This window comes from Pseudomonas sp. GD04158 (genome assembly GCF_029834875.1).
Lineage (GTDB): Bacteria > Pseudomonadota > Gammaproteobacteria > Pseudomonadales > Pseudomonadaceae > Aquipseudomonas > Aquipseudomonas hydrolytica.
In genome coordinates, this window is record NZ_JAODYT010000044.1 from 1 (window position 1) to 22,577 (window position 22,577).

The 22,577-nt window shown below is 65.3% G+C and carries 24 protein-coding genes; 10 read left to right on the top strand and 14 right to left on the bottom strand.

Annotated elements, in window-relative coordinates:
* The first annotated feature begins 46 nt into the window (after window positions 1-46).
* On the top strand, window positions 47-1,387 hold the full coding sequence (locus N7333_RS16175; protein WP_279859073.1) for a cytosine permease: 1,341 nt from the start codon (window positions 47-49) through the stop codon (window positions 1,385-1,387).
* A 114-nt stretch (window positions 1,388-1,501) separates the two neighbouring features.
* A complete protein-coding gene (locus tag N7333_RS16180; RefSeq protein ID WP_279859074.1) occupies window positions 1,502-2,233 on the top strand; it encodes an MBL fold metallo-hydrolase in 732 nt (243 codons plus the stop codon).
* An 8-nt stretch (window positions 2,234-2,241) separates the two neighbouring features.
* Here the strand turns inward: N7333_RS16180 and N7333_RS16185 are convergent, their stop codons facing one another.
* Window positions 2,242-2,376 (bottom strand): hypothetical protein, encoded by a 135-nt coding sequence (locus N7333_RS16185; RefSeq protein WP_279859075.1) that lies wholly within the window; start codon window positions 2,374-2,376, stop codon window positions 2,242-2,244.
* A 94-nt stretch (window positions 2,377-2,470) separates the two neighbouring features.
* Window positions 2,471-4,189 (bottom strand): bifunctional isocitrate dehydrogenase kinase/phosphatase, encoded by a 1,719-nt coding sequence (gene aceK / locus N7333_RS16190; protein WP_003244620.1) that lies wholly within the window; start codon window positions 4,187-4,189, stop codon window positions 2,471-2,473.
* Between the two features lie 209 nt (window positions 4,190-4,398).
* Between aceK and N7333_RS16195 the strand changes: the two genes are divergently transcribed.
* A complete protein-coding gene (locus N7333_RS16195; RefSeq protein ID WP_279859076.1) occupies window positions 4,399-5,289 on the top strand; it encodes a DMT family transporter in 891 nt (296 codons plus the stop codon).
* A 223-nt stretch (window positions 5,290-5,512) separates the two neighbouring features.
* Here N7333_RS16195 and cysK read toward each other — a convergent pair whose 3' ends face one another.
* Window positions 5,513-6,484 carry a cysteine synthase A gene (cysK, locus tag N7333_RS16200; protein WP_003244618.1) on the bottom strand — a complete coding sequence of 324 codons (972 nt, stop codon included), beginning with the start codon at window positions 6,482-6,484 and terminating at the stop codon, window positions 5,513-5,515.
* A gap of 127 nt (window positions 6,485-6,611) precedes the next feature.
* On the opposite strand from cysK, the gene N7333_RS16205 reads away from it, so the two are divergent.
* The 3 genes from N7333_RS16205 to N7333_RS16215 all read left to right on the top strand — a co-directional run bounded on the left by N7333_RS16205 (window position 6,612) and on the right by N7333_RS16215 (window position 10,027).
* Entirely contained in the window at window positions 6,612-7,694 is a 1,083-nt protein-coding gene (locus N7333_RS16205) for a DUF748 domain-containing protein (RefSeq protein WP_279859077.1), read from the top strand.
* A 159-nt stretch (window positions 7,695-7,853) separates the two neighbouring features.
* Window positions 7,854-8,699 (top strand): MoxR family ATPase, encoded by an 846-nt coding sequence (locus N7333_RS16210; protein ID WP_012018283.1) that lies wholly within the window; start codon window positions 7,854-7,856, stop codon window positions 8,697-8,699.
* A 149-nt stretch (window positions 8,700-8,848) separates the two neighbouring features.
* On the top strand, window positions 8,849-10,027 hold the full coding sequence (locus tag N7333_RS16215; protein ID WP_129483053.1) for a VWA domain-containing protein: 1,179 nt from the start codon (window positions 8,849-8,851) through the stop codon (window positions 10,025-10,027).
* A 78-nt stretch (window positions 10,028-10,105) separates the two neighbouring features.
* On the opposite strand, the gene N7333_RS16220 is transcribed toward N7333_RS16215, so the two are convergent.
* The 5 genes from N7333_RS16220 to N7333_RS16240 form a co-directional block, all read right to left on the bottom strand.
* Entirely contained in the window at window positions 10,106-11,173 is a 1,068-nt protein-coding gene (locus tag N7333_RS16220) for a DUF2167 domain-containing protein (protein ID WP_279859078.1), read from the bottom strand.
* Window positions 11,174-11,319: 146 nt separating this feature from the next.
* Complete coding sequence (locus N7333_RS16225; RefSeq protein WP_003244606.1) at window positions 11,320-11,844, bottom strand: DUF2937 family protein; 525 nt, start codon at window positions 11,842-11,844, stop codon at window positions 11,320-11,322.
* A gap of 13 nt (window positions 11,845-11,857) precedes the next feature.
* Complete coding sequence (locus N7333_RS16230) at window positions 11,858-12,631, bottom strand: class II glutamine amidotransferase (RefSeq protein WP_003244605.1); 774 nt, start codon at window positions 12,629-12,631, stop codon at window positions 11,858-11,860.
* A gap of 4 nt (window positions 12,632-12,635) precedes the next feature.
* Entirely contained in the window at window positions 12,636-13,082 is a 447-nt protein-coding gene (locus tag N7333_RS16235; protein WP_129483055.1) for an HIT family protein, read from the bottom strand.
* Between the two features lie 56 nt (window positions 13,083-13,138).
* Window positions 13,139-13,609, bottom strand: coding sequence for a hypothetical protein (locus N7333_RS16240; RefSeq protein WP_003244603.1), 471 nt, complete (start codon window positions 13,607-13,609; stop codon window positions 13,139-13,141).
* 107 nt (window positions 13,610-13,716) lie between these two features.
* Here N7333_RS16240 and N7333_RS16245 point away from each other — a divergent pair, with 107 nt between their 5' ends.
* Window positions 13,717-15,753: a S9 family peptidase gene (locus N7333_RS16245; protein WP_279859079.1), complete on the top strand. Its 2,037-nt coding sequence runs from the start codon at window positions 13,717-13,719 to the stop codon at window positions 15,751-15,753.
* A gap of 106 nt (window positions 15,754-15,859) precedes the next feature.
* On the top strand, window positions 15,860-16,330 hold the full coding sequence (locus N7333_RS16250) for a cyclic nucleotide-binding domain-containing protein (RefSeq protein ID WP_003244601.1): 471 nt from the start codon (window positions 15,860-15,862) through the stop codon (window positions 16,328-16,330).
* A 28-nt stretch (window positions 16,331-16,358) separates the two neighbouring features.
* Here the strand turns inward: N7333_RS16250 and N7333_RS16255 are convergent, their stop codons facing one another.
* On the bottom strand, window positions 16,359-16,670 hold the full coding sequence (locus tag N7333_RS16255; RefSeq protein ID WP_012018277.1) for a hypothetical protein: 312 nt from the start codon (window positions 16,668-16,670) through the stop codon (window positions 16,359-16,361).
* Window positions 16,671-16,746: 76 nt separating this feature from the next.
* On the opposite strand from N7333_RS16255, the gene N7333_RS16260 reads away from it, so the two are divergent.
* Entirely contained in the window at window positions 16,747-17,097 is a 351-nt protein-coding gene (locus N7333_RS16260; protein ID WP_012018276.1) for a YajD family HNH nuclease, read from the top strand.
* Window positions 17,098-17,145: 48 nt separating this feature from the next.
* Here N7333_RS16260 and N7333_RS16265 read toward each other — a convergent pair whose 3' ends face one another.
* The 5 genes from N7333_RS16265 to rnd form a co-directional block, all read right to left on the bottom strand.
* Complete coding sequence (locus N7333_RS16265; RefSeq protein WP_096826791.1) at window positions 17,146-18,378, bottom strand: hypothetical protein; 1,233 nt, start codon at window positions 18,376-18,378, stop codon at window positions 17,146-17,148.
* A gap of 106 nt (window positions 18,379-18,484) precedes the next feature.
* Window positions 18,485-18,934 carry a YcgN family cysteine cluster protein gene (locus tag N7333_RS16270; RefSeq protein WP_279859080.1) on the bottom strand — a complete coding sequence of 150 codons (450 nt, stop codon included), beginning with the start codon at window positions 18,932-18,934 and terminating at the stop codon, window positions 18,485-18,487.
* Window positions 18,935-19,021: 87 nt separating this feature from the next.
* Entirely contained in the window at window positions 19,022-19,954 is a 933-nt protein-coding gene (locus tag N7333_RS16275) for a D-2-hydroxyacid dehydrogenase (protein ID WP_279859081.1), read from the bottom strand.
* Window positions 19,955-19,957: 3 nt separating this feature from the next.
* Entirely contained in the window at window positions 19,958-20,251 is a 294-nt protein-coding gene (locus N7333_RS16280; protein WP_003244590.1) for a YcgL domain-containing protein, read from the bottom strand.
* On the bottom strand, window positions 20,248-21,381 hold the full coding sequence (gene rnd / locus N7333_RS16285) for a ribonuclease D (protein WP_096826794.1): 1,134 nt from the start codon (window positions 21,379-21,381) through the stop codon (window positions 20,248-20,250). The genes N7333_RS16280 and rnd overlap by 4 nt, the downstream gene beginning before the upstream one ends.
* Before the next feature lie 127 nt (window positions 21,382-21,508).
* Here rnd and N7333_RS16290 point away from each other — a divergent pair, with 127 nt between their 5' ends.
* Window positions 21,509-22,570, top strand: coding sequence for an SMP-30/gluconolactonase/LRE family protein (locus tag N7333_RS16290; protein ID WP_085986040.1), 1,062 nt, complete (start codon window positions 21,509-21,511; stop codon window positions 22,568-22,570).
* The last annotated feature ends 7 nt before the right edge of the window (window positions 22,571-22,577 follow it).

Genomic DNA, 22,577 nt, shown 5'->3' on the forward strand with positions numbered 1-22,577 from the left:
GACTGCCGATCACCAATACCAATAATCAAGTACGGGGAGTCGTTACATGTTCAAGCATCTCAGCCAGCATTTCGGCCAGGACGGTCTGGCCCCCACCGACCAAGGCCATCGCAGCCTCGGCCTCGGCGGCACCACCGCCCTGTGGCTGGGCGCCAACGTGGTGGTCACCACCATTCTCACCGGCATGTTGCTGGTGCCGGATCTGAAATTTACCCAGGCCATGCTCATCGTCCTGATCGGCTCCGGTATCGGCATTCTGCCGCTGGTGCTGGTCGGTCTGATGGGCCAGCGCAGCGGCCTGACCACCATGGTGCTGGCCCGCGGCAGTTATGGCGTGCACGGCGCCAAGCTGCCGTCGCTAGTCAACCTGCTGACCCTGCTGGCCTGGAGCTGGATCCAGGCGCTGCTGGCCGGCATGAGCCTGAACTACGCGGTGGAGCACCTGACCGGCTATTCCAACCTGGCGCTGTTCACCATCCTCTGCGAGACCCTGGTGCTGCTGATCGCCCTGCGCGGCCACCTGGGCATCGAACGCGTCGAGCGCTGGGCCGCCATCGGCATGCTCCTGCTGGCCGGTGCGGTGTTCTACGTGATGGGGCAGCAGTTCGAGTTCGAAAGCCTTTTGGCCATGCCCACCGAGCCGCGCAACGAAATCACCCCCGGCATCGCCTTCGATATCGTCATCGCCACCGCGTTCTCCTGGATTCCGCTGGCCGCCGACTACAACCGCAACTGCCGCAGCCAGGGCGTGGCGACGGTCGGCACCTGGGTCGGCTATGTCGCCGCCACGCTGCTGGCCATGGGCCTGGGCGCCACGGTGTCGGGCTTCTCGGTACTCACCGGCATGGAGCAGACCTATGATCCCGCCGTGCTGCTGGCCGGTTTCGGCTTCGGTCTGCCGGCGGCCATCGTGGTCTTCCTCTCGGTGATGACCACCAACGTCATGTGCGTGTACAGCGCCTCGCTGTCGTACCTGAACATCAGCCCGAACACCCGCTTCTGGAAGCCGGCGCTGTGCATCGGCGTGCTGTCGATCCTGGGTTCGCAGATCCCCGGCATTCTCGACAACTTCCAGAGCTTTTTGCTGGTGATCGGCAGCGTGTTCATCCCCGCCTTCGCCGTGCTGATCGCCGACTACTTCCTGATTCACAAGGGCGAGTACGCGGTGGACGAACTGCTCAGCGAGGACGGCGGCCGCTATCGCTACCTGAACGGCTTCAACCCGGCAGCCTTCGTCGCCTACGGCCTGGGTGCGGCGCTGGCTTATTACTGGGGCTGGGTCTCGCCGCTGGCCTGGGGCGCTTCGCTGCCAGTGTTCCTGATCACCGCTGCCAGCTACGCCGTGCTGCGGCGCTGGGTGCTGGTGCCGCGGGCACAGCTGGCGTAGCGTAAAAGCTGAGCGCGGCTCACTCTCGTAGGGTGCGCCGCGCGCACCAGCTTGTAGTCCAGATTGAATCCGGGGCATCGCGATAATCGGTGCGCACGGTTTCGAGGAACGACCATGAAAATCGTCAGCCGTGACCGCTGGTTCGAGGTGGAGCACCGCCACGACGGCATCTGCCTGATCCACGAGCCCTACGTGCGCCCCTTCTACCGCTGCAACATGTGGCACGTGCAGGGGCGCGAGCATGACGTACTGATCGACTCCGGCTCCGGGCTGGTCAGCCTGCGTGAGCAGCTGCCCTGGCTGACCGAAAAGCCGCTGCTGGCGGTGGCCAGCCACTGCCATTTCGACCATATCGCCGGGCATCACGAATTCGCCGAGCGCCTGGTGCATCCGGCCGAGGCCGAGATCCTCGCCGCACCGGATGGCGCCAATACCCTGGCCACCGATTTCGTCGGTGACGAGATGTTCGAGGCACACCCGGACTGCCCACTGTGCTACGCCGAATACCGCGTACGGGCAGCGCCGGCCACCCGTCTGATCGAGGATGGCGACGTACTGGATCTGGGCAATCGGGTATTGCAGGTGCTGCACACGCCCGGGCATTCACCTGGCGGCATCAGCCTGTGGGAAGCGAGGACGCAGACGCTGTTCTCCGGCGACATCCTCTACGACGGCCCGCTGATCGAGGACGCCTACCACTCCAACCTGGAGGATTACGCGCGCAGCCTGGCTCGTCTGCGCCAGCTGCCCGTATGCACCGTGCACGGCGGGCATTTCGCGAGTTTCTCCGGCGAGCGCATGCGCGAGCTGATAGACGCCTGGTTCGACGCCCATCGGCTCAGTTGACGGGCCTGTCAGCGACGCCCGCGCGCCTCGCGACGCAGGCGCTCCTGCTCGGCCTGGCTGATGCGTACTGGCTCGGGTTGCAGGGTGCCGACCCCGAGGGTCTGCAGCAGGCGGTGAAACTGTTCTTGCAGCTTGGCGAGCATGGGTACGACCTCCTGCCAAGTGAATGGACAAACCGGCCGCAGCCGGCTCTGTTAACAGATTAGTTGTGCCAGGCCCGAATTCAACTGACCTGGATCACTCCACCGGACTCTTGCGCCGATAGGGAAACACGTCGATTACCTTGCCGGCACGAATCGCATCCTGCAATTGCTTCCAGTAATCGGCGTCATAAAGATTGCCGTGCAACTGGCTGAACAGCCGGCGCTGCTTGATATCGGCGAACAGAAAGGGCGGAAACTCTTCCGGAAACACGTCCATCGGCCCTACCGAATACCAGGGTTCGGAGCTCATCTCGTCCTCGGGAAAGCGCGGCGGCGGAATACGGCGGAAATTCACTTCGGTAAGAAAGCAGATCTCGTCGTAGTCGTAGAACACCACACGGCCGTGACGGGTGACGCCGAAGTTCTTCAGCAGCATGTCGCCGGGGAAGATATTGGCCGCCGCCAGCTGCTTGATGGCCAGGCCGTAGTCGTCCAGCGCCTCGCGCACCTGCGCCTCGCTGGCGCTCTCGAGGTAGAGGTTCAACGGCGTCATGCGCCGCTCCGTCCAGCAGTGCCGGACCAGGACGGTGTCGCCCTCCACCACCACGGTCGAGGGCGCTACCTCGAGCAGTTCGGCCAGGCATTCGGGCTCGAACTTGGCCTTGGGGAAACGGAAGTCGGAGAACTCCTGGGTATCGGCCATGCGCCCTACCCGATCGACGCTCTTCACCAGCCGATACTTCTCGATCACCGTCTTGCGGTCCACCGTCTTGGCGTGGGCGAAGCGGTCCTTGATGATCTTGAACACGGTATTGAAGCCCGGCAGGGTGAACACGCTCATCACCATGCCGCGCACCCCGGGCGCCATGATGAAGCGGTCATCGGTGCTGGCCAGGTGGCCGATCAGGGCACGGTAGAACTCGGACTTGCCGTGCTTGTAGAAACCGATCGAGGTATACAGCTCGGCGATGTGCTTGCCCGGCAGGATGCGCTTGAGAAAACCGACGAACTCGGCGGGAATCGCCACGTCCACCATGAAATAGCTGCGAGTGAAGGAGAAGATGATCGACACCTCCGCCTCGTCGGTGATCGCCGCATCGACCTGGATGCCCAGCCCTTCACGGTGCAGCAGGGGGATCACCAGCGGCCATTGCTCGTCCGGGGTGTAGATGCGCCCGACCAGATAGGCACCCTTGTTGCGGTACAACACCGAGGAGAACAGCTCGATGCACAGCTGCGGGTCCTTGCAGATCCAGTCCGGCAGACTGGCGCGCAGCTGGCCCTCCAGACGCTGCAGGTCGCGCGGCAGATCCTCATAGGGCACGTCGAAGCGGTAGTCGTCGAAGATCGCCTGCAAGGCCAGGTGCAGCTCGCCGGCAGGCCGATAGCTGCGCGTCTGCGCGGCGCTGGGCTGGTTGCGCAGCGACGGCCGGGTGGTATGGATGAACATGCAGCCATCGCTGATCAGGTCATGGCTGAACAGGCTGCAGAAGATCGAGTTGAACCAGGTTTCCGCCAGTTCGTCGTCGAAGCGCAGATCGATCAGGGCGATATAGGCGCTCTTCACCAGAGGCCACTGGCCCACTTCCAGCAAGGACTCATCGAAGCCCTCGAGCAGGCGCTCACGGGTCTGCGCCACCTTCTCTTCGTACAGATTGATGCGCGCGGCCGAGGCGCGCTGCGCCTCCTGCCATTGCGCCTGCTCGAAGCGTACCCGCGCGCCATCGGTGATCTGACGAAAGTGCTCGCGGTAATCGTCGAAGCCATCGAGGATCAGGCGAGCGATCTCGCCGGCCGGCCATTGTTGCCCCATGGAAGTGCCTCGCAAGGAAATGAGTGAAGCGAGCTTAGCCGCAAAGTCGGCCAAACGTAGCCCGGATGCAATCCGGGGACTATCCCCGGTCTTCCCGGATTTCATCCGGGCTACGGGTTGGCACAAACCTCGTTCGAAAGCGCAATGCGGATTGCCAGAACCCCGCCCAGCGGCAACACTCTCGGCCCCATCCTGACGGATATACCACCTTGCGTACCGCCGATCTGTTTCGCCTGCTGCTGCTTGCCGCCATCTGGGGCGCCAGCTTCCTGTTCATGCGCGTTGCCGCGCCGGCGCTGGGCAGCATGCCGACTGCCTTCTTTCGCGCCAGCTTCGGCGCGCTGGGCCTGCTCGCACTGCTGGTGCTGCTGCGCAGCGACTGGGACTTTCGCGGCAAGCTGCGCATCTGCCTGGGGCTGGGGGTGATCAACGCCGGCCTGCCTTCGGCCATGTACTGCCTGGCGGCGCTGATCCTGCCGGCCGGTTACTCGGCGATCTTCAACGCCACCACGCCCCTGATGGGCGTACTGATCGGCGCACTGTTCTTCCATGAAGGCATCGCCCCGAGCAAGGCGGCGGGCGTGTTTCTCGGCCTGCTCGGCGTGGCGGTACTGACCCGCACCGGCCCGGTGGCCTTCGATCTGCAACTGCTGCTCGGTGCCGGCGCCTGCCTGGTGGCCACCACCTGCTATGGCTTCGCTGGTTTTCTCACCCGCCGCTGGATCGGCCAGCAGGGCGGCCTGGACAACCGCCTGACCGCCTTCGCCAGCCTGGTCGGCGCCAGTGTGTTCCTGCTGCCGTTGTTCGCCGGCAGCCTGGCGCTGCAACCGCCGCCGAGCTGGGGAGGCATCGAGGTATGGCTGTCGCTGGCCGCCCTCGGCCTGGTCTGCACGGCGTTCGCCTATGTCCTGTATTTCCGCCTGCTGGCGGATATCGGGCCGATCAAGGCCAGCACCACCACCTTCCTGATACCGCCGTTCGGCGTCCTCTGGGGCGCCCTGCTGCTGGGCGAACCGCTCAGTTGGGACTACCTGCCGGGCGGCGTGCTGATCGCGCTGGCCCTGTGGCTGGTGGTGCGGCCAGGAGCTGCCAAAGTCTGAGCGATGGTGCGCACGGCGCACCCTACGGCTGAGGACTGCGTAGGGTGCGCCGTGCGCACCAGGGCCATGGCTGAAATCCACTGATCGGCATGGCGCCATGGCTGATGATGCAATCGGCTGCCAAAGCCTGAGCCGCGGTGCGCACGGCGCACCCTACGATCGGACGCGGTGCCCCTACGAAAAAGCCGCCCGTAGGCGGCTTGGTCGCGCTGAATCGCGGTGGTTACTGCTGCAGCTCCTGTTCGGTGAACAGGCCATCGAACAGCATCGAAGTCAGGTAGCGCTCGCCCGAGTCCGGCAGGATCACCACGATGGTCTTGCCCTGCATTTCCGGCTTCTCCGCCAGACGCACCGCCGCGACCATCGCCGCGCCGCAGGAGATGCCGCAGAGAATGCCCTCCTCGCGCATCAGGCGCAGCGCCATGGCCTTGGCGTCCTCGTCGGCCACCTGCTCGACCTGATCGACCATCGCCAGGTCGAGGTTCTTCGGCACGAAACCGGCGCCGATGCCCTGGATCTTGTGCGGCGCCGGCTTGACCTCGGCGCCCGCCAGGGTCTGGCTGATCACCGGCGAACCCACCGGCTCCACCGCCACCGAGAGGATCGGCTTGCCCTGGTTCTGCTTGATGTAGCGCGATACCCCGGTGATGGTGCCGCCGGTGCCGACACCGGCCACCAGCACGTCGATGGCGCCGTCGGTATCACGCCAGATCTCCGGGCCGGTGGTCTTTTCATGAATGGCCGGGTTGGCCGGGTTCTCGAACTGCTGCGGCAGGTAGTAGTCGGGGTTGGCGGCGGCCAGCTCGTTGGCCTTCTCGATGGCGCCCTTCATGCCCTTGGCCGGCTCGGTCAGTACCAGCTCGGCACCCAGGGCCTTGAGCACCTTGCGTCGCTCCAGGCTCATCGAGGCCGGCATGGTCAGCACCAGCTTGTAGCCGCGCGCGGCGGCGACGAAGGCCAGGCCGATGCCGGTGTTGCCCGAGGTAGGCTCGACGATGGTCATGCCCGGCTTGAGCACACCGCGCTCCTCGGCGTCCCAGATCATGCTGGCGCCGATGCGGCACTTGACCGAATAGGCCGGGTTGCGCCCCTCGATCTTGGCGAGGATGGTCACGCCTTTCGGCCCCAGGCGGTTGATCATCACCAGCGGTGTATTGCCGATGGCCTGGGAGTTGTCAGCGAAGATGCGGCTCATGATTCCTTCCTAAGCAGATGAACGTCGGATAAAGGCACCAGCCTATGCCCAGGTGCAGCGGCAGTCCAGCCGAACAGAATGCCGCGCGCGCAGTCCATCGAAGATAGGTGACTCGATGGACTGTCCGATGAAACGACGCTACAGCTGGCCTCTCAGGGCCGTGCTCGTTGCGCTGCTGCTGGTGCTGGCGGCGCAGCTGACCCTGCCCTGGCTGATTCGCGACTACCTCAACGACAAGCTCGCCGACATGGGCGACTACCAGGGCCAGATCAGCGATATCGACCTGGCCTGGTGGCGCGGTGCCTACCGAATCAACGGGCTGAGCATCGTCAAGGTGACCGGCGACGTACCGGTGCCGCTGCTCGACACCCCGCTGATCGACATCTCGGTAAGCTGGCCGCCGTTGTGGCGCGAGCGCGCGGTGGTGGCCGAGGTGTACTTCGAACGACCGCAGTTGAACTTCGTAGATGGCGGCGAGAATGAGCAGGCCGACCAGACCGGTGCCGGCACCGACTGGCGCGACCAGTTGAACAAGCTGCTGCCCATCACCCTCAACGAACTGCGAGTGATCGACGGACGCATCACCTTTCACAACTTCACCACCAGTCCCAAGGTGGAACTGAGCGCGGACGAGGTCAACGCCAGCCTGTACAACCTCACCAATGTCGGTGACGAGCCGGGCGACCGGGTCGCGCATTTCGAAGGTCGCGCCCTTCTGCTGGAGCACGCGCCGCTGGAAGCCGAGGCGACCTTCGATCCGTTCGAGCAATTCGAGGATTTCGAGTTGCGCCTGCGCGCGCGGGACATCGACCTGACCCGCTTCAACGACTTCGCCCGTGCCTATGGCCGCTTCGACTTCAAGCGCGGCAGCGGCGATCTGGTGATCGAGGCCAGCGCCGACGATGCCCAGCTCAGCGGCTATATCAAGCCGCTGCTGCGCGAAGTGGAAGTGTTCGACTGGGAGCAGGACGTCGAAGACGAGGACAAGGGCGTGCTGCGCTCGCTGTGGGAGGCGCTGGTCGGCGGTGGCGAAACCCTGCTGAAGAACCAGCGCCGCGATCAGTTCGCCACCCGCGTGGAGCTCAGCGGCAACGTGCATGATCAGGAAGTGAGCGCGTTCCAGGCCTTTCTGGAAATCCTGCGCAATGGCTTCGTCGAGGCCTTCGATCCGCGCTTCGAACGTCCGCCGCCGCAACAGGACGACGCCTAGCGGGCACGTTCCGGCAGGCGCGCAGCCCCGTGACCGACCATTCAGTGACTGAATGCTGCGTCTGCGTTCACACTGTGCCGGGACGCACGTTATAGTCAGCGCTTCAACCTGATACCGAACGCCCGGCACGGCCGGCCGTTACCGTTCGAGGATTTTCCGATGAAGTTCGAAGGCACCCAGTCCTACGTCGCCACCGACGACCTCAAGCTCGCGGTCAATGCCGCCATTACCCTGCAGCGCCCGCTGCTGGTCAAGGGTGAGCCAGGTACCGGCAAGACCATGCTCGCCGAGCAACTGGCCGAGGCCTTCGGCGCCAAGCTGATCACTTGGCACATCAAGTCCACCACCAAGGCGCACCAGGGCCTCTACGAATACGATGCGGTCAGCCGCCTGCGCGACTCGCAGCTCGATTCCGACAAGGTTCACGATGTTCGCAACTACATCAAGAAGGGCAAGCTGTGGGAGGCGTTCGAGTCCGACGAGCGCGTGATCCTGCTGATCGACGAGATCGACAAGGCCGACATCGAGTTCCCCAACGACCTGTTGCAGGAACTCGACAAGATGGAGTTCTACGTTTACGAGACCAACGAGACGATCAAGGCCAAGCAGCGCCCGATCATCATCATCACCTCGAACAACGAGAAGGAACTGCCGGACGCCTTCCTGCGCCGCTGCTTCTTCCACTACATCGCCTTCCCGGATCGCGACACCCTGAAGAAGATCGTCGACGTGCACTACCCCAACATCAGCGGCGAACTGGTGGCCGAGGCGCTGGACGTGTTCTTCGACGTGCGCAAGGTGCCGGGCCTGAAGAAGAAGCCATCGACCAGCGAACTGGTGGACTGGCTCAAGCTGCTGATGGCCGACAATATCGGTGAAGCGGTGCTGCGCGAGCGCGACCCGACCAAGGCCATCCCGCCGCTGGCCGGTGCCCTGGTGAAGAACGAGCAGGATGTGCAGCTGCTCGAGCGCCTGGCCTTTATGGCGCGCCGCGCCAGCCGCTGAGAGGCTTGTCTCCCCTCTCCCGCTTGCGGGAGAGGGGCCGGGGAGAGGGTAGCCGGCTACGTTGATACGGCCTGAAAAGCCCCTCTCCCTAACCCTCTCCCATGAATGGGAGAGGGAACCGTTCGTGCATCACCGGGAGACCCGCAGCCATGCTGCTCAACCTGTTCAACGAAATGCGTGCGGCCAAGGTGCCGGTGTCGGTGCGCGAGTTGCTCGACCTGATCAACGCGCTCAAGCACAACGTCGTGTTCGCCGACATGGACGAATTCTATTACCTGGCGCGCGCGATTCTGGTGAAGGACGAACGTCACTTCGACAAGTTCGACCGCGCCTTCGGCGCCTACTTCAAGGGCCTGGAAAACCTCAATCAGCACATCGAGGCGATGATCCCCGAGGAGTGGCTGCGTAAGGAGTTCGAGCGCCTGCTGACCGACGAGGAGAAGGCGCAGATCCAGAGCCTCGGCGGCCTGGACAAGCTGATCGAGGAGTTCAAGAAGCGCCTCGAGGAGCAGAAGGAAAAGCACGCCGGCGGCAACAAGTGGATCGGCACCGGCGGCACCAGCCCGTTCGGCTCCGGCGGCTACAACCCGGAAGGCATTCGCGTCGGCGATGCCGGCAAGCGCCAGGGTAAGGCCGCCAAGGTGTGGGACCAGCGCGAGTACAAGAACCTCGACGATCAGGTCGAACTGGGCACGCGCAACATCAAGGTGGCACTGCGCCGCCTGCGCAAGTTCGCCCGCCAGGGCGCGGCCGAAGAGCTGGATCTGGACGGCACCATCGACCACACCGCAAAAGACGGTGGCCTGCTCAACATCCAGATGCGCCCGGAACGGCGCAACACGGTCAAGCTCCTGCTGCTGCTGGATATCGGCGGCTCGATGGATGCCCACGTCAAGGTCTGCGAGGAGCTGTTCTCGGCCTGCAAGACCGAATTCAAACACCTGGAATATTTCTACTTCCACAATTTCATCTACGAGAGCGTGTGGAAGAACAACCTGCGCCGCACCAGCGAGCGCACCTCGACGATGGACCTGCTGCACAAGTACGGCGCCGACTACAAGGTGGTGTTCGTCGGCGATGCGGCCATGGCCCCCTACGAGATCACCCAGGCCGGCGGCAGCGTCGAGCATTGGAACGAGGAAGCCGGCTACGTCTGGATGAAACGCTTCACCGAGAAGTTCAAGAAGATCATCTGGATCAACCCCTACCCCAAGGACACCTGGAACTACACCGCCTCCACCAATCTGGTGCGCGAGCTGATCGAGGATCGAATGTACCCGCTGACCCTGCAGGGCCTGGAAGACGGGATGAAGTACCTGTCCAAGTAAGGCTTCAAGCCGCAACGAAAAACGCCGCGAATCCCATGCAGGATTCGCGGCGTTTTTTTGCCCGGATGAACGTCGAACTCAGCGCTTGTCCGCGTCGTCCGGCTTGTTCAAATCCATCACCGTACGCGTCGGCGCCTGTACCGGCTCCTCCGGCTTGGCCTCAGCAGGCGCAGTCACAGGAACGGCCGCTGCGCTCGTCTCGTCGCTCGCGGTGTCCTTCTTGCGCAGGCCGATACGTTTGAACAGCCAGCCGACCAGCACCACCGGGATGAACCAGAACTTTTTCAGCAGTACCAGCAGCATGGCCAGCAGGCCTGTCTTGGCCGCCACCTTGCCGGCGACCAGCGCGCCCAGACCGTAGGCGGCCACGGTATCCAGGTCCGGGTCGAACTCGGCATAGCGCTGGCCCGGGTTGAACTCGGTCGCCGCCAGCACGGCCGGCACGCTGGCTTCGATCTCCGCCAGCTGATCCATATTGGCGACGAAGTTCAGCACCAGCACACCCTTACGACCCAGCACGCGGATGTTGTAGTTGAGGGTGTTGGCCTCGCTGTCACCGAACTTCAGTTCCTTGGCCCAGTGCAGCTTCTTGCCCTCGGCGTCGTAATGCGGCGCGGCGGCCCAGCCAACCAGTTGCACCGGCTCGTAGCCGTTTTCCTCGCGCCAGGTGTTGGCCTCGCGCATGTCGGCCTGCATGTCCTTGAGCATGTCGGCGTAGTCGATGTCGGCGGCGTCCTCGTCGGACACGTAACCGCTGTCTTCGTACTCCACCGTCACGCCCCAGGACTCTTCGGACAAGGGCGAGATACCGGCCGGCAGGATCATGCCCAGCGGCGGTACGTCATCTGGCGGGTTGCCCCAGGCATCGACCAGCAGACGCTGGGCATTATCGCCGTCGAGAAATACCAGTGAATCAGGCAGATTGAGGGTGGCCAGATCATTGCCGAGCATCACTCGCCCAGTCTTGAACTCCAGACTGGCGACGAATTCTTCGGGGCTGATGTACTGCGCCGATTCCTCGGCTTCGCCCACTTCCTCGTCGACTGCAGCAGAAGCTGGCTCGGCGTCGGAATCGGCGTAGGCAACGGGCATCAACGGCAGGATGGCAGCCAGCGCGGCTGCCAGGATCGAATCCTTGATCGACATGGAAACTCCATTTACACGGGTTAGGGAAATGTAACGACGTATTACATTAGCACGTCCCTGCCCCCCCTTCAGGCGAACCAGCGCACTTTTTACGGCCAGCCAACCATAGCGCCGTCGCCGGCCGATCACCGCTGGCGATTGGACGCTCAGCGCCAGTGACGTTGCTGGGTACGTCTGATCCGGCCGGCACCGAGCATCCAGCCGAACAGCAGCACCAGCAGCTCGGCCAGCCAGGCCAGCAGCAGCGCGCAGATCACGCCCCAGAGAATGGCCTCGGGGGTGAACAGCACCTGGTAACGGTAGGCCTGCAGGGTCTCGCCGAGCAGATCGCGGTCGGCGCCGGTGGCCAGGTGCCAGGCCTGGGCGTACCAGGGCCCCTGCATGGCCTGCCATTCACGTTCCAGCAGGGCCGAGCGCTGCACCAGATGCGCGACGCTCTGCGCGTCGCTGCGCATCACCGGATCGTCGCTGACGCGATAGTGCGCCACCAGCGCGTCCATATCGCCCTTGAAGAACTTCTGCGCAGTGTCCTGAAAGCCCTTCAGGCTCTGCTGCGACTCCAGCCGGCGGGCCTCGACGCGCTTGCCGTAATCGTCGATGAAACCCGGCACCTGCACGCCCAACAGCAGACCGAAGGCGAACAAGGCCAGACGCAGATAGCTTCTCAGCATGCTTCCCTCCCGCTCAGGCTCTGCCGTCGGCGATGGATTCGCCGCGACGCCAAAGGCGCCACTCGCCCGGTTGGTACAGCGACCAGTGCTCGTTGTCGGTCAGCGGCTCGGTGGCGATCACCGTGACCACGTCGTCGGGCGTGGTTTCCGCCTGGAAATCCACGCGCAGCTCGGCGTCCTTGAGCTGCGCCGGGCCGAACGGCGCGCGCCGGGTGATATGCGCCAGCTTGCTCGAACAGAAGCTGAACAGCCAGTCGCCGTCGCTGAGCAGGCAGTTGAACACGCCGAGCTTGCGGTAGCTGGCGCAGGCTGCCACCAGCACCGGCAACAGCATCTCCACCGAAACCGGCTCGGGAAAGGCGCGACGCACGCGGTTGAGCAGATCGCAGAACGCCGCCTCGCTGTCGGTATCGCCGACCGGGCGGTAGAAGCTGGTGGAACCCTCGAGACCGGCCAGCTGGCCGTTGTGGGCGAAGCACCAGTTGCGTCCCCAGAGCTCGCGAACGAAGGGATGGGTGTTGGCCAGACAGACCTTGCCGACGTTGGCATGGCGGATGTGACCGATCACCACCTCGCTCTTGATCGGATAACGCTGCACCAGCTGCGCCACTTCCGATTCGCTGCTCGCTCGCGGGTCCTGAAACAGGCGCAGGCCGCGCCCTTCGTAGAAACCGATGCCCCAGCCGTCGCGGTGCGGGCCGGTGCGACCGCCACGCTGCATCAGCCCGGTGAAGCTGAAGACGATATCGGTGGGTACGTTGGCGCTCATGCCGAGCAATTCGCACATCGGGTCAGTTCTCCTTGCTGAGAATCGCACGCAGCTGCTCGGCTTCGGCCTCGAGGCGTGCCTGCAGGCGCTTGCGCCCCAGAGGGACAAAGCGTACCAGCAGACGCCAGAGCAGCACCGGCAGATCGCCGCGGCGGCGCGGAATCAGGTGCAGATGCAGATGCGGAACATGCTGGTTGGAATCCGGGCCATCGTTGATCAGCAGGTTGATGCCCTCGCGCCCATAGCCCGCCACACGCAGCGCCGCGGCGACCTTGTCGGCCAGTGCCAGCAGGCGCTCGCGCGCCGCAGCAGGCAGTTCCTTGAGATAAGGCGCGTGGACACGGCTGACGATCAGCACGTGAGCCGGGCGCATGGGAAAGATGTCCAGCAGGACGATGAAATCCTCGTCTTCGTACAGCTTATGCGCCGGCAACTGGCCGGCGGCGATGGCGCAGAACACGCAGGTCATGAGGCCTCCATCCAAGAGGCCATCATGCTGAACGGCAGCCCTGGCCGGCGCAAGGGCTAAATGCGCGGCTCCAGGCGGCCGTTGCGATCGCGCTCATAGGGACGGGCCAGGCGCTCGTCGTCCTGATCCATCAACTCGCGCAGGGTACGCGGGTCTTCGTCTTCCTCGACGTGCGCCTCGTGCCGCCCCTGCCACCAGCGCTCGATGGGCCAGCGCACGGCGACGAACACCAGGTAGACGGCCAGGGCGATCAGCGCATACAGCGTCAGATCGGCCACCGCACGCCAGGCGTTGTTGCCGACCTTGAGCAACAGGTCCATCGCCGTTACCGCCAGCGCCGGGGCGAACAGCTCACGTGACGGATCGACGATGGTCGGGCTGAACAGCAGCACCGCCCCCAGCACCCGCAGCGGCTCGCGCAGGTAGCGCCACATCCAGCTGGTCAGGCGCATCCACACCAGCAGGCAACCCAGTGCGGCGACGCCGTAGGCAGCCCAGGCAAGGAGGTAGTCGTTCTCGTTCATCATAAAGCGGCGGTCCCTGCGTGGCGGGGCTGACTAAGGGGGGCTTATGATAGCGGCTTTTATCCGGCCCGGCGCCCCTGCCGTCGGCCGCTGCGTTTCGGAGTTTCGCCATGTCCTCTGCCCCCATCGCCCGCCGGGAAACCGGAACCGATCCCTATCGCTGGCTGGAACAGCGCGACAGCGAAGAAGTGCTCGACCATCTCAAGGCCGAAAACGCCTACCTCGAAGCCGAGCTGGCGCCACAGCAGGCACTGCGCGAAAGCCTGTTCGACGAGATCAAGGCCCGCATCCGCGAAACCGATCTGTCGCTGCCCACGCCCTGGGGCGATTACCTCTATTACCAGCGCACCACGGCCGGCGATGAGTACCCCCGCCACTATCGCTGCAAACGTCCGGTGGACGGCTCGCTGACCGTCGATACGGACAGCGAGACGCTGCTGCTCGACCCCAACGCACTGGCCGGCGGCGGCTTTCTCTCCGTCGGTGCGTTCAGCATCAGCCCGGACCAGCGGCGCCTGGCCTACAGCCTCGACAGCAGTGGCGAGGAGATCTACCGCCTGTTCGTCAAGGAGCTGGACAGCGGCCGGATCAGCGAACTGCCCTTCGACGACTGCGATGGCAGCATGACCTGGGCGGGCGACAGCCAGACGCTGTTCTTCACCGAACTGGACGACACCCACCGCCCCTACAAGCTCTATCGCCATCGTCTCGGTACCAGCGGCGCCGAGCAGGTTTTCGAAGAGGCCGACGGCCGCTTCTTCCTGCATTGCTACCGTTCCAGCTCCGAGCGCCAGCTGATCCTGCAGCTGGGCAGCAAGACCACCAGCGAAGTCTGGGTGCTCGATGCCGAACGACCGGAGGGAGATTTCGTCTGCCTGGCCCCCCGCGAGGAAGGCCATGAATACGACGCCGACCACGGCATGCTCGACGGCCAGTGGTGCTGGCTGATCCGCAGCAACCAGAGCGGCATCAACTTCGCGCTGTATCGCGCGGACGAAGCCAAGCCGCAGCGCCCGCACTGGCAGCAGATTCGCGCGCACGACCCGCAGGTGATGCTCGACGGCGCCACCCTCAACCAGCGCGCCATCGTCCTGGCCCTGCGCGAAGGTGGCCTGCCGGTTCTCGAAGTGCAGCCGCAGGGCCAGGCGGCCTATCGCGTGCAGCTGCCGGACGCGGCCTACAGCCTCTACGTGCAGGACAGCCTGGAGTTCCACAGCCCGGTGATTCGCCTGCGCTACGAGGCGCTGGCGCGCCCCGCGCAGATCCGCCAGCTGGAGCTGGCCACGGGCGAACAGCAGGTGCTCAAGCAGACGCCGGTCGAAGGCCCGTTCGATGCCGATGCCTACGAGAGCCGCCGCCTCTGGGCCAGCGCCGCCGACGGCACACAGATACCGATCAGCCTGGTGGCACGTCGCGACGTGCTCGCGGCCGGCCAGCCGGCACCGCTGTACCTGTATGGCTATGGCGCCTACGGCGCCAGCCTCGACCCCTGGTTCTCCCATGCCCGTCTGAGCCTGCTGGAGCGCGGTTTCGTCTTCGCCATCGCCCATGTGCGCGGCGGCGGCGAAATGGGCGAAGCCTGGTACCGCTCCGGCAAGCTGGAGCACAAGCGCAATAGCTTCGGCGACTTCATCGCCTGCGCCGAGCGCCTGATCGCCGAGGGCCTGACCCGTCCGGCGCAACTGGTCATCAGCGGCGGCAGCGCCGGCGGCCTGCTGATCGGCGCCGTGCTCAACGAGCGGCCGGAGCTGTTCGCCGCGGCCATTGCCGAAGTGCCGTTCGTCGATGTGCTCAACACCATGCTCAACCCCGACCTGCCGCTGACCGTCACCGAGTACGACGAATGGGGCGACCCGAACCAGCCCGAGGTGCACGAACGCATCAAGGCCTACGCGCCCTACGAGAACGTCAGTGCCCAGGCCTACCCGGCCATTCTCGCCGTGGCCGGCTACAACGACAGCCGGGTGCAGTACTGGGAGGCGGCCAAGTGGGTGGCCAAGCTGCGCGCGCGCAAGACCGATGACAACCTGCTGCTGCTCAAGACCGACCTGGACGCCGGCCACGGTGGCATGAGCGGGCGCTACCAGGACATCAGGGACGTGGCGCTGGAGTACGCCTTCGTGCTGCGGGTACTGGGCATGGTCTGAGAGCTGCGGCACAAAGCGCTCAACCGTCCTGCGCTGGCCCTTGGCAAAGCCTCCGGCCAGCCGCTAGGGTCGCTCGTCGCCACTTTCCGTGAAATTCGCCACCGTCATGCCCGATACGTCCCACCTGATCGATGCCATTCGCGACCTGCTGCTCGACTGCGGCCTGTTCGACCAGTTGCCGCCAGCCGAGGTGCTCACCGCCGCCGGCTACTTCAGTCTCAACCGCATCGCAGAAGGCAGCACCATCTTCCGCGAAGGCGATGCCGGCACCTTCATGTGCATCCTGGCCAGCGGCGCGGTGTCGATCCGCAAGACCAACGTCAATGGTGAGGAGCTGGAGGTAGCCAACCTGCGCCGCGGCCGCGCCTTCGGTGAAATGGCCGTGCTCGACGGCGAGCGGCGCTCGGCCAGCTGCGTTGCCATCAGCGACAGCCAGTTGCTGACACTGGGCAAGGATGCACTGGACAAGATGCTGCAGGAGCACCCGCGCACCGCAGCCCAGATGATCCGCGCCATCGCCGTGGGCATGTCGAAGCGCTTGCGCATGGCCGACGGTCAGCTGGTCAACCAGCTCTAGGTCACGCTTGCCGGCCCCAGGCGGGCGCTCAGTTCTGCTGCCGCTGCCCCTCCAGCCCCTGGCTGTTGCGGCGCAACTGCTGATCCAGCTGGGGTATCGACTGATCGCTGTTGGTTCGCGGCACGCTGCCCGGCATGCTCTGCCCCTGCGGTGGCGGTAGCAGAGGCGGCGAGCCCTGCGGCCTGATCGGCGTGGTGGAAGGCTGGCCATAGGGTTGCGGCGTGGAGGTGCCTGGCGCACCGGGAGCCGGTGCCGCTGGCGTGCGGATGGTTTCCTGAGCCCAGGACAGGGTACTGGCGCTGACCGCCAGCATCAGTGCAGCAAGAACAGGGATACGCATGACGGGGCTCCTGATCGACTGACTTTCGTTCTATTCTGGCAACACCTGCCCACGAACGTTCCAGCGAAGCGCCCCCATGACCACCACCAGCAAGCTCGACCGCATCCTCGCCGAAGCCCAGCAGCGTCGGGAAACCAGCTACCGCGAGAAGGCCCTGCGCATGTATCCGCATATCTGCGGCCGCTGCGGGCGCGAATTCAGCGGCAAGCGCCTGAGCGAACTCACCGTTCATCACCGTGACCACAACCACGACAACAACCCGGAAGATGGCTCCAACTGGGAACTGCTGTGCCTGTACTGCCACGACAACGAGCACCAGCGCCAGGTCGACCTGCACTACCAGAAGGAGGAAGCCGCCAGCGCCGGCTCCGGCAGCAAGGTGACGCACAAGGGGCTGGCCGGGCTGGCGGAGCTGCTCAAGCGCTGACGGGCAAAGCCTCCGCTGCGCGCCGTCCTTGCCGCGGAAAACGCGGCGCTAGCGCAGCAAACGCGTATCCAGGGTCTTCGACGGCCCGCCGATGACGTTCTCGGTGATCTCGATGAAATCCTTGGTGCTGACCCGATCCAGGCGCATCAGGCCGCGGGTCACGTCATCCAGCGAGAGATTGCCCTTGTCCTTGGTCTTCTGACGGATTTCCCGGTCCAGTTCCTGCAACAGCAGCACGGCACGCGCGGTAACGGCGCCGCTGGCGTTGTCGGTACGCAGGCTGGTGACCGGCTTGCTCCAGCGGATCAGTTGCTCGCGAATCTTCTGATGACGCTCTTCACTGATGCCACCGGCCCTGCGCATCACCTCGATGGCGTAGTACTCGGCCAGCCCTTCGGTGATCCAGTCGCTGCGATCGCGCGCGTAGATGCGGCTGAACACGTGCACCAGCTCATGCACCAGCGCGCTGGTGCCGTTCTCGCTGACCAGCGGGCGATCGGCATGCATGTAGTAGGAATTGGCCGCCGACAGGCCACCGCGCCACATGGGATCGCCGGCGCCGACGATCAGCAGCTTGTCCGGATCGCGCGGGAACACCTGCTGCATCTGCGGCCAGACGAAGGTCAGGAAGGTCATGATATCCATGCGCCGCATGCCCTCGCCCACCGGCGCGGAGATGGCCACATCGGTGTCGCCCAGACGCGTACGCCGGGTGCCCAGCTTGCCGGCGATTATCCAGCCGGTGGGACGGTCGAACTTGCGCTGCGGGTTGTCGATGCGAAAGCGGTTCTTGCCGATGCGCGGCCAGCCGGTTTCCACGCTCTTCCAGCCTTTGGGCAGCTCGAACTGCAGCCGCGCCACCAGCTCGGTCTTGTCACGCTGGTCGAGCACCGCCGCAGGCACCAGGTTGTCGCCACGCAGCAGCGCCCAGTCCGGCGTCATGCGTGCGTCGTAGCGGCCGGGCTGGCGCTCCTTGTCGATCGTCACCCGATAGCTCAGCACGCTCTTGCCTTCGGCCGGCTGCCATTTGCCGCGCCCCGGGGTCTCCTCCGACCACTGGCCGTCGGCCTTGAAGTCGCTGTAGCGGCCGTCCTGGCCCAGGTTGAAATCCAGGCTGCGTATCCGCTCGCCCTTCTCCAGGGTGATGCTGACCTCGGCCTGGTTGCTTTCCGGCACGAAGCGCACCCGGTAATCCAGATCGACCTTCTGGGTGGCGGCCCAGGCCGGCAAACCAAGACTCAGCAACAGCGCAGACGAATACAGCGGCAGGCGAAGGGACATCGAGCAGGACTCCTGATGCGAAGCGAAGGTGGCAGCCATAGGACAGCCGCACCCCCGGGGCGATTCCGTGGAAGGCGAACAGATTTGCCATGAAGCGCCGGCGCAATCAACCGGCGCGGAAGATCAGATGCTCTTCCCAGTCCTCTTCGGCGACGCTGTTCTCACTGAGCATGCGGCCCGACTGGGAAATCCGCTCGGCATGCACCGCGTCCGGATCGCCGCTCACCAGGTGGTGCCAGTGCGGCAGGTCCCTGCCCTCGCTGACCAGGCGGTAGGCGCAGGTCGGCGGCAACCACTGAAACTGGTCGGCCTGCGCCGGCGTGAGCTGGATGCAGTCGGGCACGTGCTTGATGCGATTGGCGTAATCGCTGCAACGGCAGGTTTGCAGATCCAGCAGCTTGCAGGCGATGCGCGTGTAGTAGACGGCGCCGTCGTCCTCGTCCTCGAGCTTCTGCAGGCAGCACAGGCCGCAGCCGTCGCACAGCGACTCCCACTCGTCCTGATCGAGCTGGGCGAGCGTCTTGCGTTTCCAGAAGGGTTCGGAATTGGCGGCCATGGCAGCAGTATGGACTCGGGTGGAAAAAAGCGCGGCAGTCTAGCCCGAGCGCCGGGCCCGGCCAAGCGGCGCATGCCGAACGGCTGTTCAATAGCCGCGGGCGAAATCCACTTCACCGCGCAACGGCTCTCCGGCCTGCCAGCGCGCCAGGTTGCCCAGAAACAGCTCGGCCATCAGCGCCGGGTCGGTGGGCGCCGAGCTGTGGCCGGTCAGCAGCAGACGCGGTGCGCTCCAGAAGGCATGGCCCGGCGGCAGCGGCTCCTGACGGCAGACATCGATCACCGCGCCGGCCAGTTTGCCCTGCTCCAGCGCCGCCACCAGATCGTCGTCGACCACCGCACTGCCACGCCCGGCATTGATCAGCAGCGCCTCGGGACGAAAGGCGGCCAGCAGTTCGGCATCGTACAGATCGCGAGTAGCCGGGGTGTCCGGCAGCAGGTTGATCACGTAATCGGCCCAGGCGATCAGGCGCGGCAATTCATCCATGGCAGCCACGTCGGCAAAGGGCGCCTGCGTGCGCGCCTGACTGGCGACGCCACGCAGCTGCACGCCGAAGTGCGCAAGAAACTGCGCCACCGCCTGGCCGATCTCGCCACAGCCGACGATCAGCGCGCGCCGCCCGGCCAGGCTGCGCGGCAGGCTGTGATCCCAACGCTGCTCGACCTGCGCGGCCAGGCGGGCGAACAGGCGCCGTTCATGCGCCAGCAGATGGCCCAGCACGTACTCGGCCATCACCTGCCCGAAAATGCCCACGGCGCGACTGAGCCGATAGTCGCGCGGCAGGTCGGCGGCCAGCAGCGGCGTGATGCCCGCCCAGGTCGATTGTAGCCACCGTGGACGCAGCCCCTGGCGCAGCAAGGGCACCAGCAGGTCGGGCTGCCCCAGCCACACCGGGCAATCGCCTGCCGCCGCAGCCAATCGCGCAGGGTCGGCGCCGGCCACCAGCTCCAGATCGGGCCGGGCATGGCGCACGTGCTGGGCGTAGCGGTCGTGATCGTCTTCGGCAATCAGCAGGCGCATGGTTCAGACCGGGTCGTTGCGGCAGAGCAGTTCGTCCGGCAGGTGCTGGATGTAATCCTCCTCGGGCGGCGGCATCTGCAGGTGATAACCCTGCTTGTCGAGGTTCTCCAGCACCGTGGCGATGTCCTCGCGGGCCAGCTGACGCTCCGGGCTGAGCACCAGGTCGAAGGCATGCGCAGGCGGGCCGAAGATGCCGAGCAGGCCCTCGGGCACCCGCGTCAGGGCATCGGCCTTGAGCACGTAGAGGTACATTTCGTTCTTGCGCGGGCTCTTGTAGATGGAACAGATACGTTTCACTCGGGTTCTCCTTCTGCGGCCAGGCAGTCGAGCAGGGCCTGGCCCATCAGCTCCCGGCGCCAGCCGCGCAGGGAGTCGGGCAATTGGTAGGGGCCGTTGGGGTAGCCGCTCTTGAGCAGGGCCTCCAGGGTCTTCTTGCGCAACATCAGCTCGGGGACGATCTCCAGCCGCTCGCCCTCGCGCTGGCCCACAGCACGCAGCTTCTTGAGCAGCGCTGACGCTTCGATCGGCAGCGGCTCGGGCAAGGCCTCAGGCCATTGCTCGGGTGGCAATGCCGCCGCTTCGCGAATCAGCTGCAGCAGGGTTTCTCCGTCCTGACGCACGGTTTTCGGGTGCATGTCTTCGATACGCGCCAGGGCCACCAGGTTGTCCGGCTGGGTGCGTGCCAGCGGCCACAGCGAATGCTCGCGCAGGATGCGGTTGCGCGGCTGGTTGCGCGCCCGCGCCTGACGCTCGCGCCAGGCGCACAGCGCGCGCAGCACCGCCTGCTGCTGACGCGACAACTTCCAGGCCAGCTTGGCCTCGCGCCAGAGCTCGTCGGGGTCGACTTCGCGGCTCAGCGCGGCCACCAGCTCGGCGCCGTCCTCCAGCACCCAGGCGTGCTTCTCGGCGGACAACCGCTGCGTCAGCGCCTGATAGACCTCCACCAGATGCAGCACGTCCTCGGCCGCGTAGCTGATCTGGGTCGCCGACAGCGGCCGCTGCAGCCAGTCGGAGCGCGTCTCGCCCTTGGGCAGTTCGATGCCCAGCAGGGTCTGCACCAGGCGCGAATAGCCCATGGAAAAACCGAGGTTGAGATAGCCGGCCGCCACCTGGGTGTCGAACAGCGGCACCGGCAGGCTGCCGGTCAGACGCAGAAACACCTCCAGGTCCTCGCTGCACGAATGCAGCACCTTCACCACCGTCTGCGCCTGCAGCAGCTCGGCCAGAGGCCTCCAGTCGTCGATGCACAGCGGATCGATCAGATAGGCCTTGTCGCCACCGCTGACCTGCAGCAGGCCGGCAATGGGGTAGAAGGTATCGACGCGCATGAACTCGGTGTCCAGCGCGACGAAAGGCAAGGCACGCCAGGCGGCGCAGTGTTCGGCCAGGCTGGCGTTGTCGCGGATCCAGTGAATGTCGTTAGCCACGCGGCTCTCCCATCAAGAATGCCGCGCAGTATATATGCCACGGCAACTCCACGGGCAGCGGCCTGCCGCGCAGCGCGGGAACTGTGTAACCTGTGCCGCGCCCCTCCGACACGGAAGAACAACAATGCTGAAGAAACTGCTTGCCCTGCTCGTCGTGCTGCTGGCCGCCGCGGCAGGTTATCTGGCGCTGACGCCGAGCCCCATCGATCCGCTGCCCTGGGACGCCGCGCCCGCACCGGCGATGACCGGCGTGCTGGAAGCCAACGACACCCTGATGAAGGCCGAGCTGCTCGCCCGCGGCCAGGTCCATGGCCCCGAGGATACCGCCGTGGATGGCGAGGGCCGGGTCTATGCCGGCCTGCACGACGGGCGCATCGTCCGCGTGCTGGCCGATGACAGCGTGGAGACCTTCGTCGACACCGGCGGCCGCCCGCTGGGCATGAACTTCGATGCCGCTGGCAACCTGATCGTCGCCGACGCCTACAAGGGTCTGCTGAGCATCGACCCGCAGGGCGCAATCACGGTGCTGACCACCGAGGCCGACGGCGTGCCGTTCGCCTTCACCGACGATCTGGATATTGCCAGCGACGGCACCATCTATTTCAGCGACGCGTCCTCGCGCTTCCAGCAACCGGACTACCTGCTCGACCTGCTCGAAGCGCGCCCGCACGGCCGCCTGCTGGCCTATGACCCGGCCAGTGGCGAAACCCGCGTACTGCTCGACGGCCTGTACTTCGCCAACGGTGTGGCGCTGTCGGCGAACGAAGACTTCGTGCTGGTCAACGAGACCTATCGCTATCGCATCACCCGCTACTGGCTCAAGGGCGACAAGGCCGGCCAGCACGACATCTTCATCGACAACCTGCCCGGTCTGCCGGACAACCTGCAGGGCGACCGCAACGGCACCTTCTGGGTTGCCCTGCCCACACCGCGCAAGGCCGACGCCGATTTTCTCCACCGCCACCCCTGGCTCAAGGCGCAACTGGCCAAGCTGCCGCGCGCGCTGTGGCCCAAGGCGATCCCCTACGGCTTCGCCATCGCCCTCAACGAGCAGGGTGAGATCGTGCGCAGCCTGCACGACACCAGCGGTACCCACCTGCGCATGATCACCTCGGTGAAACCGGTGGGCGACCATCTGTATTTCGGCAGCCTGGACAACGACCGCATCGGCCGTCTCGAACTGCACTGACAAAAAA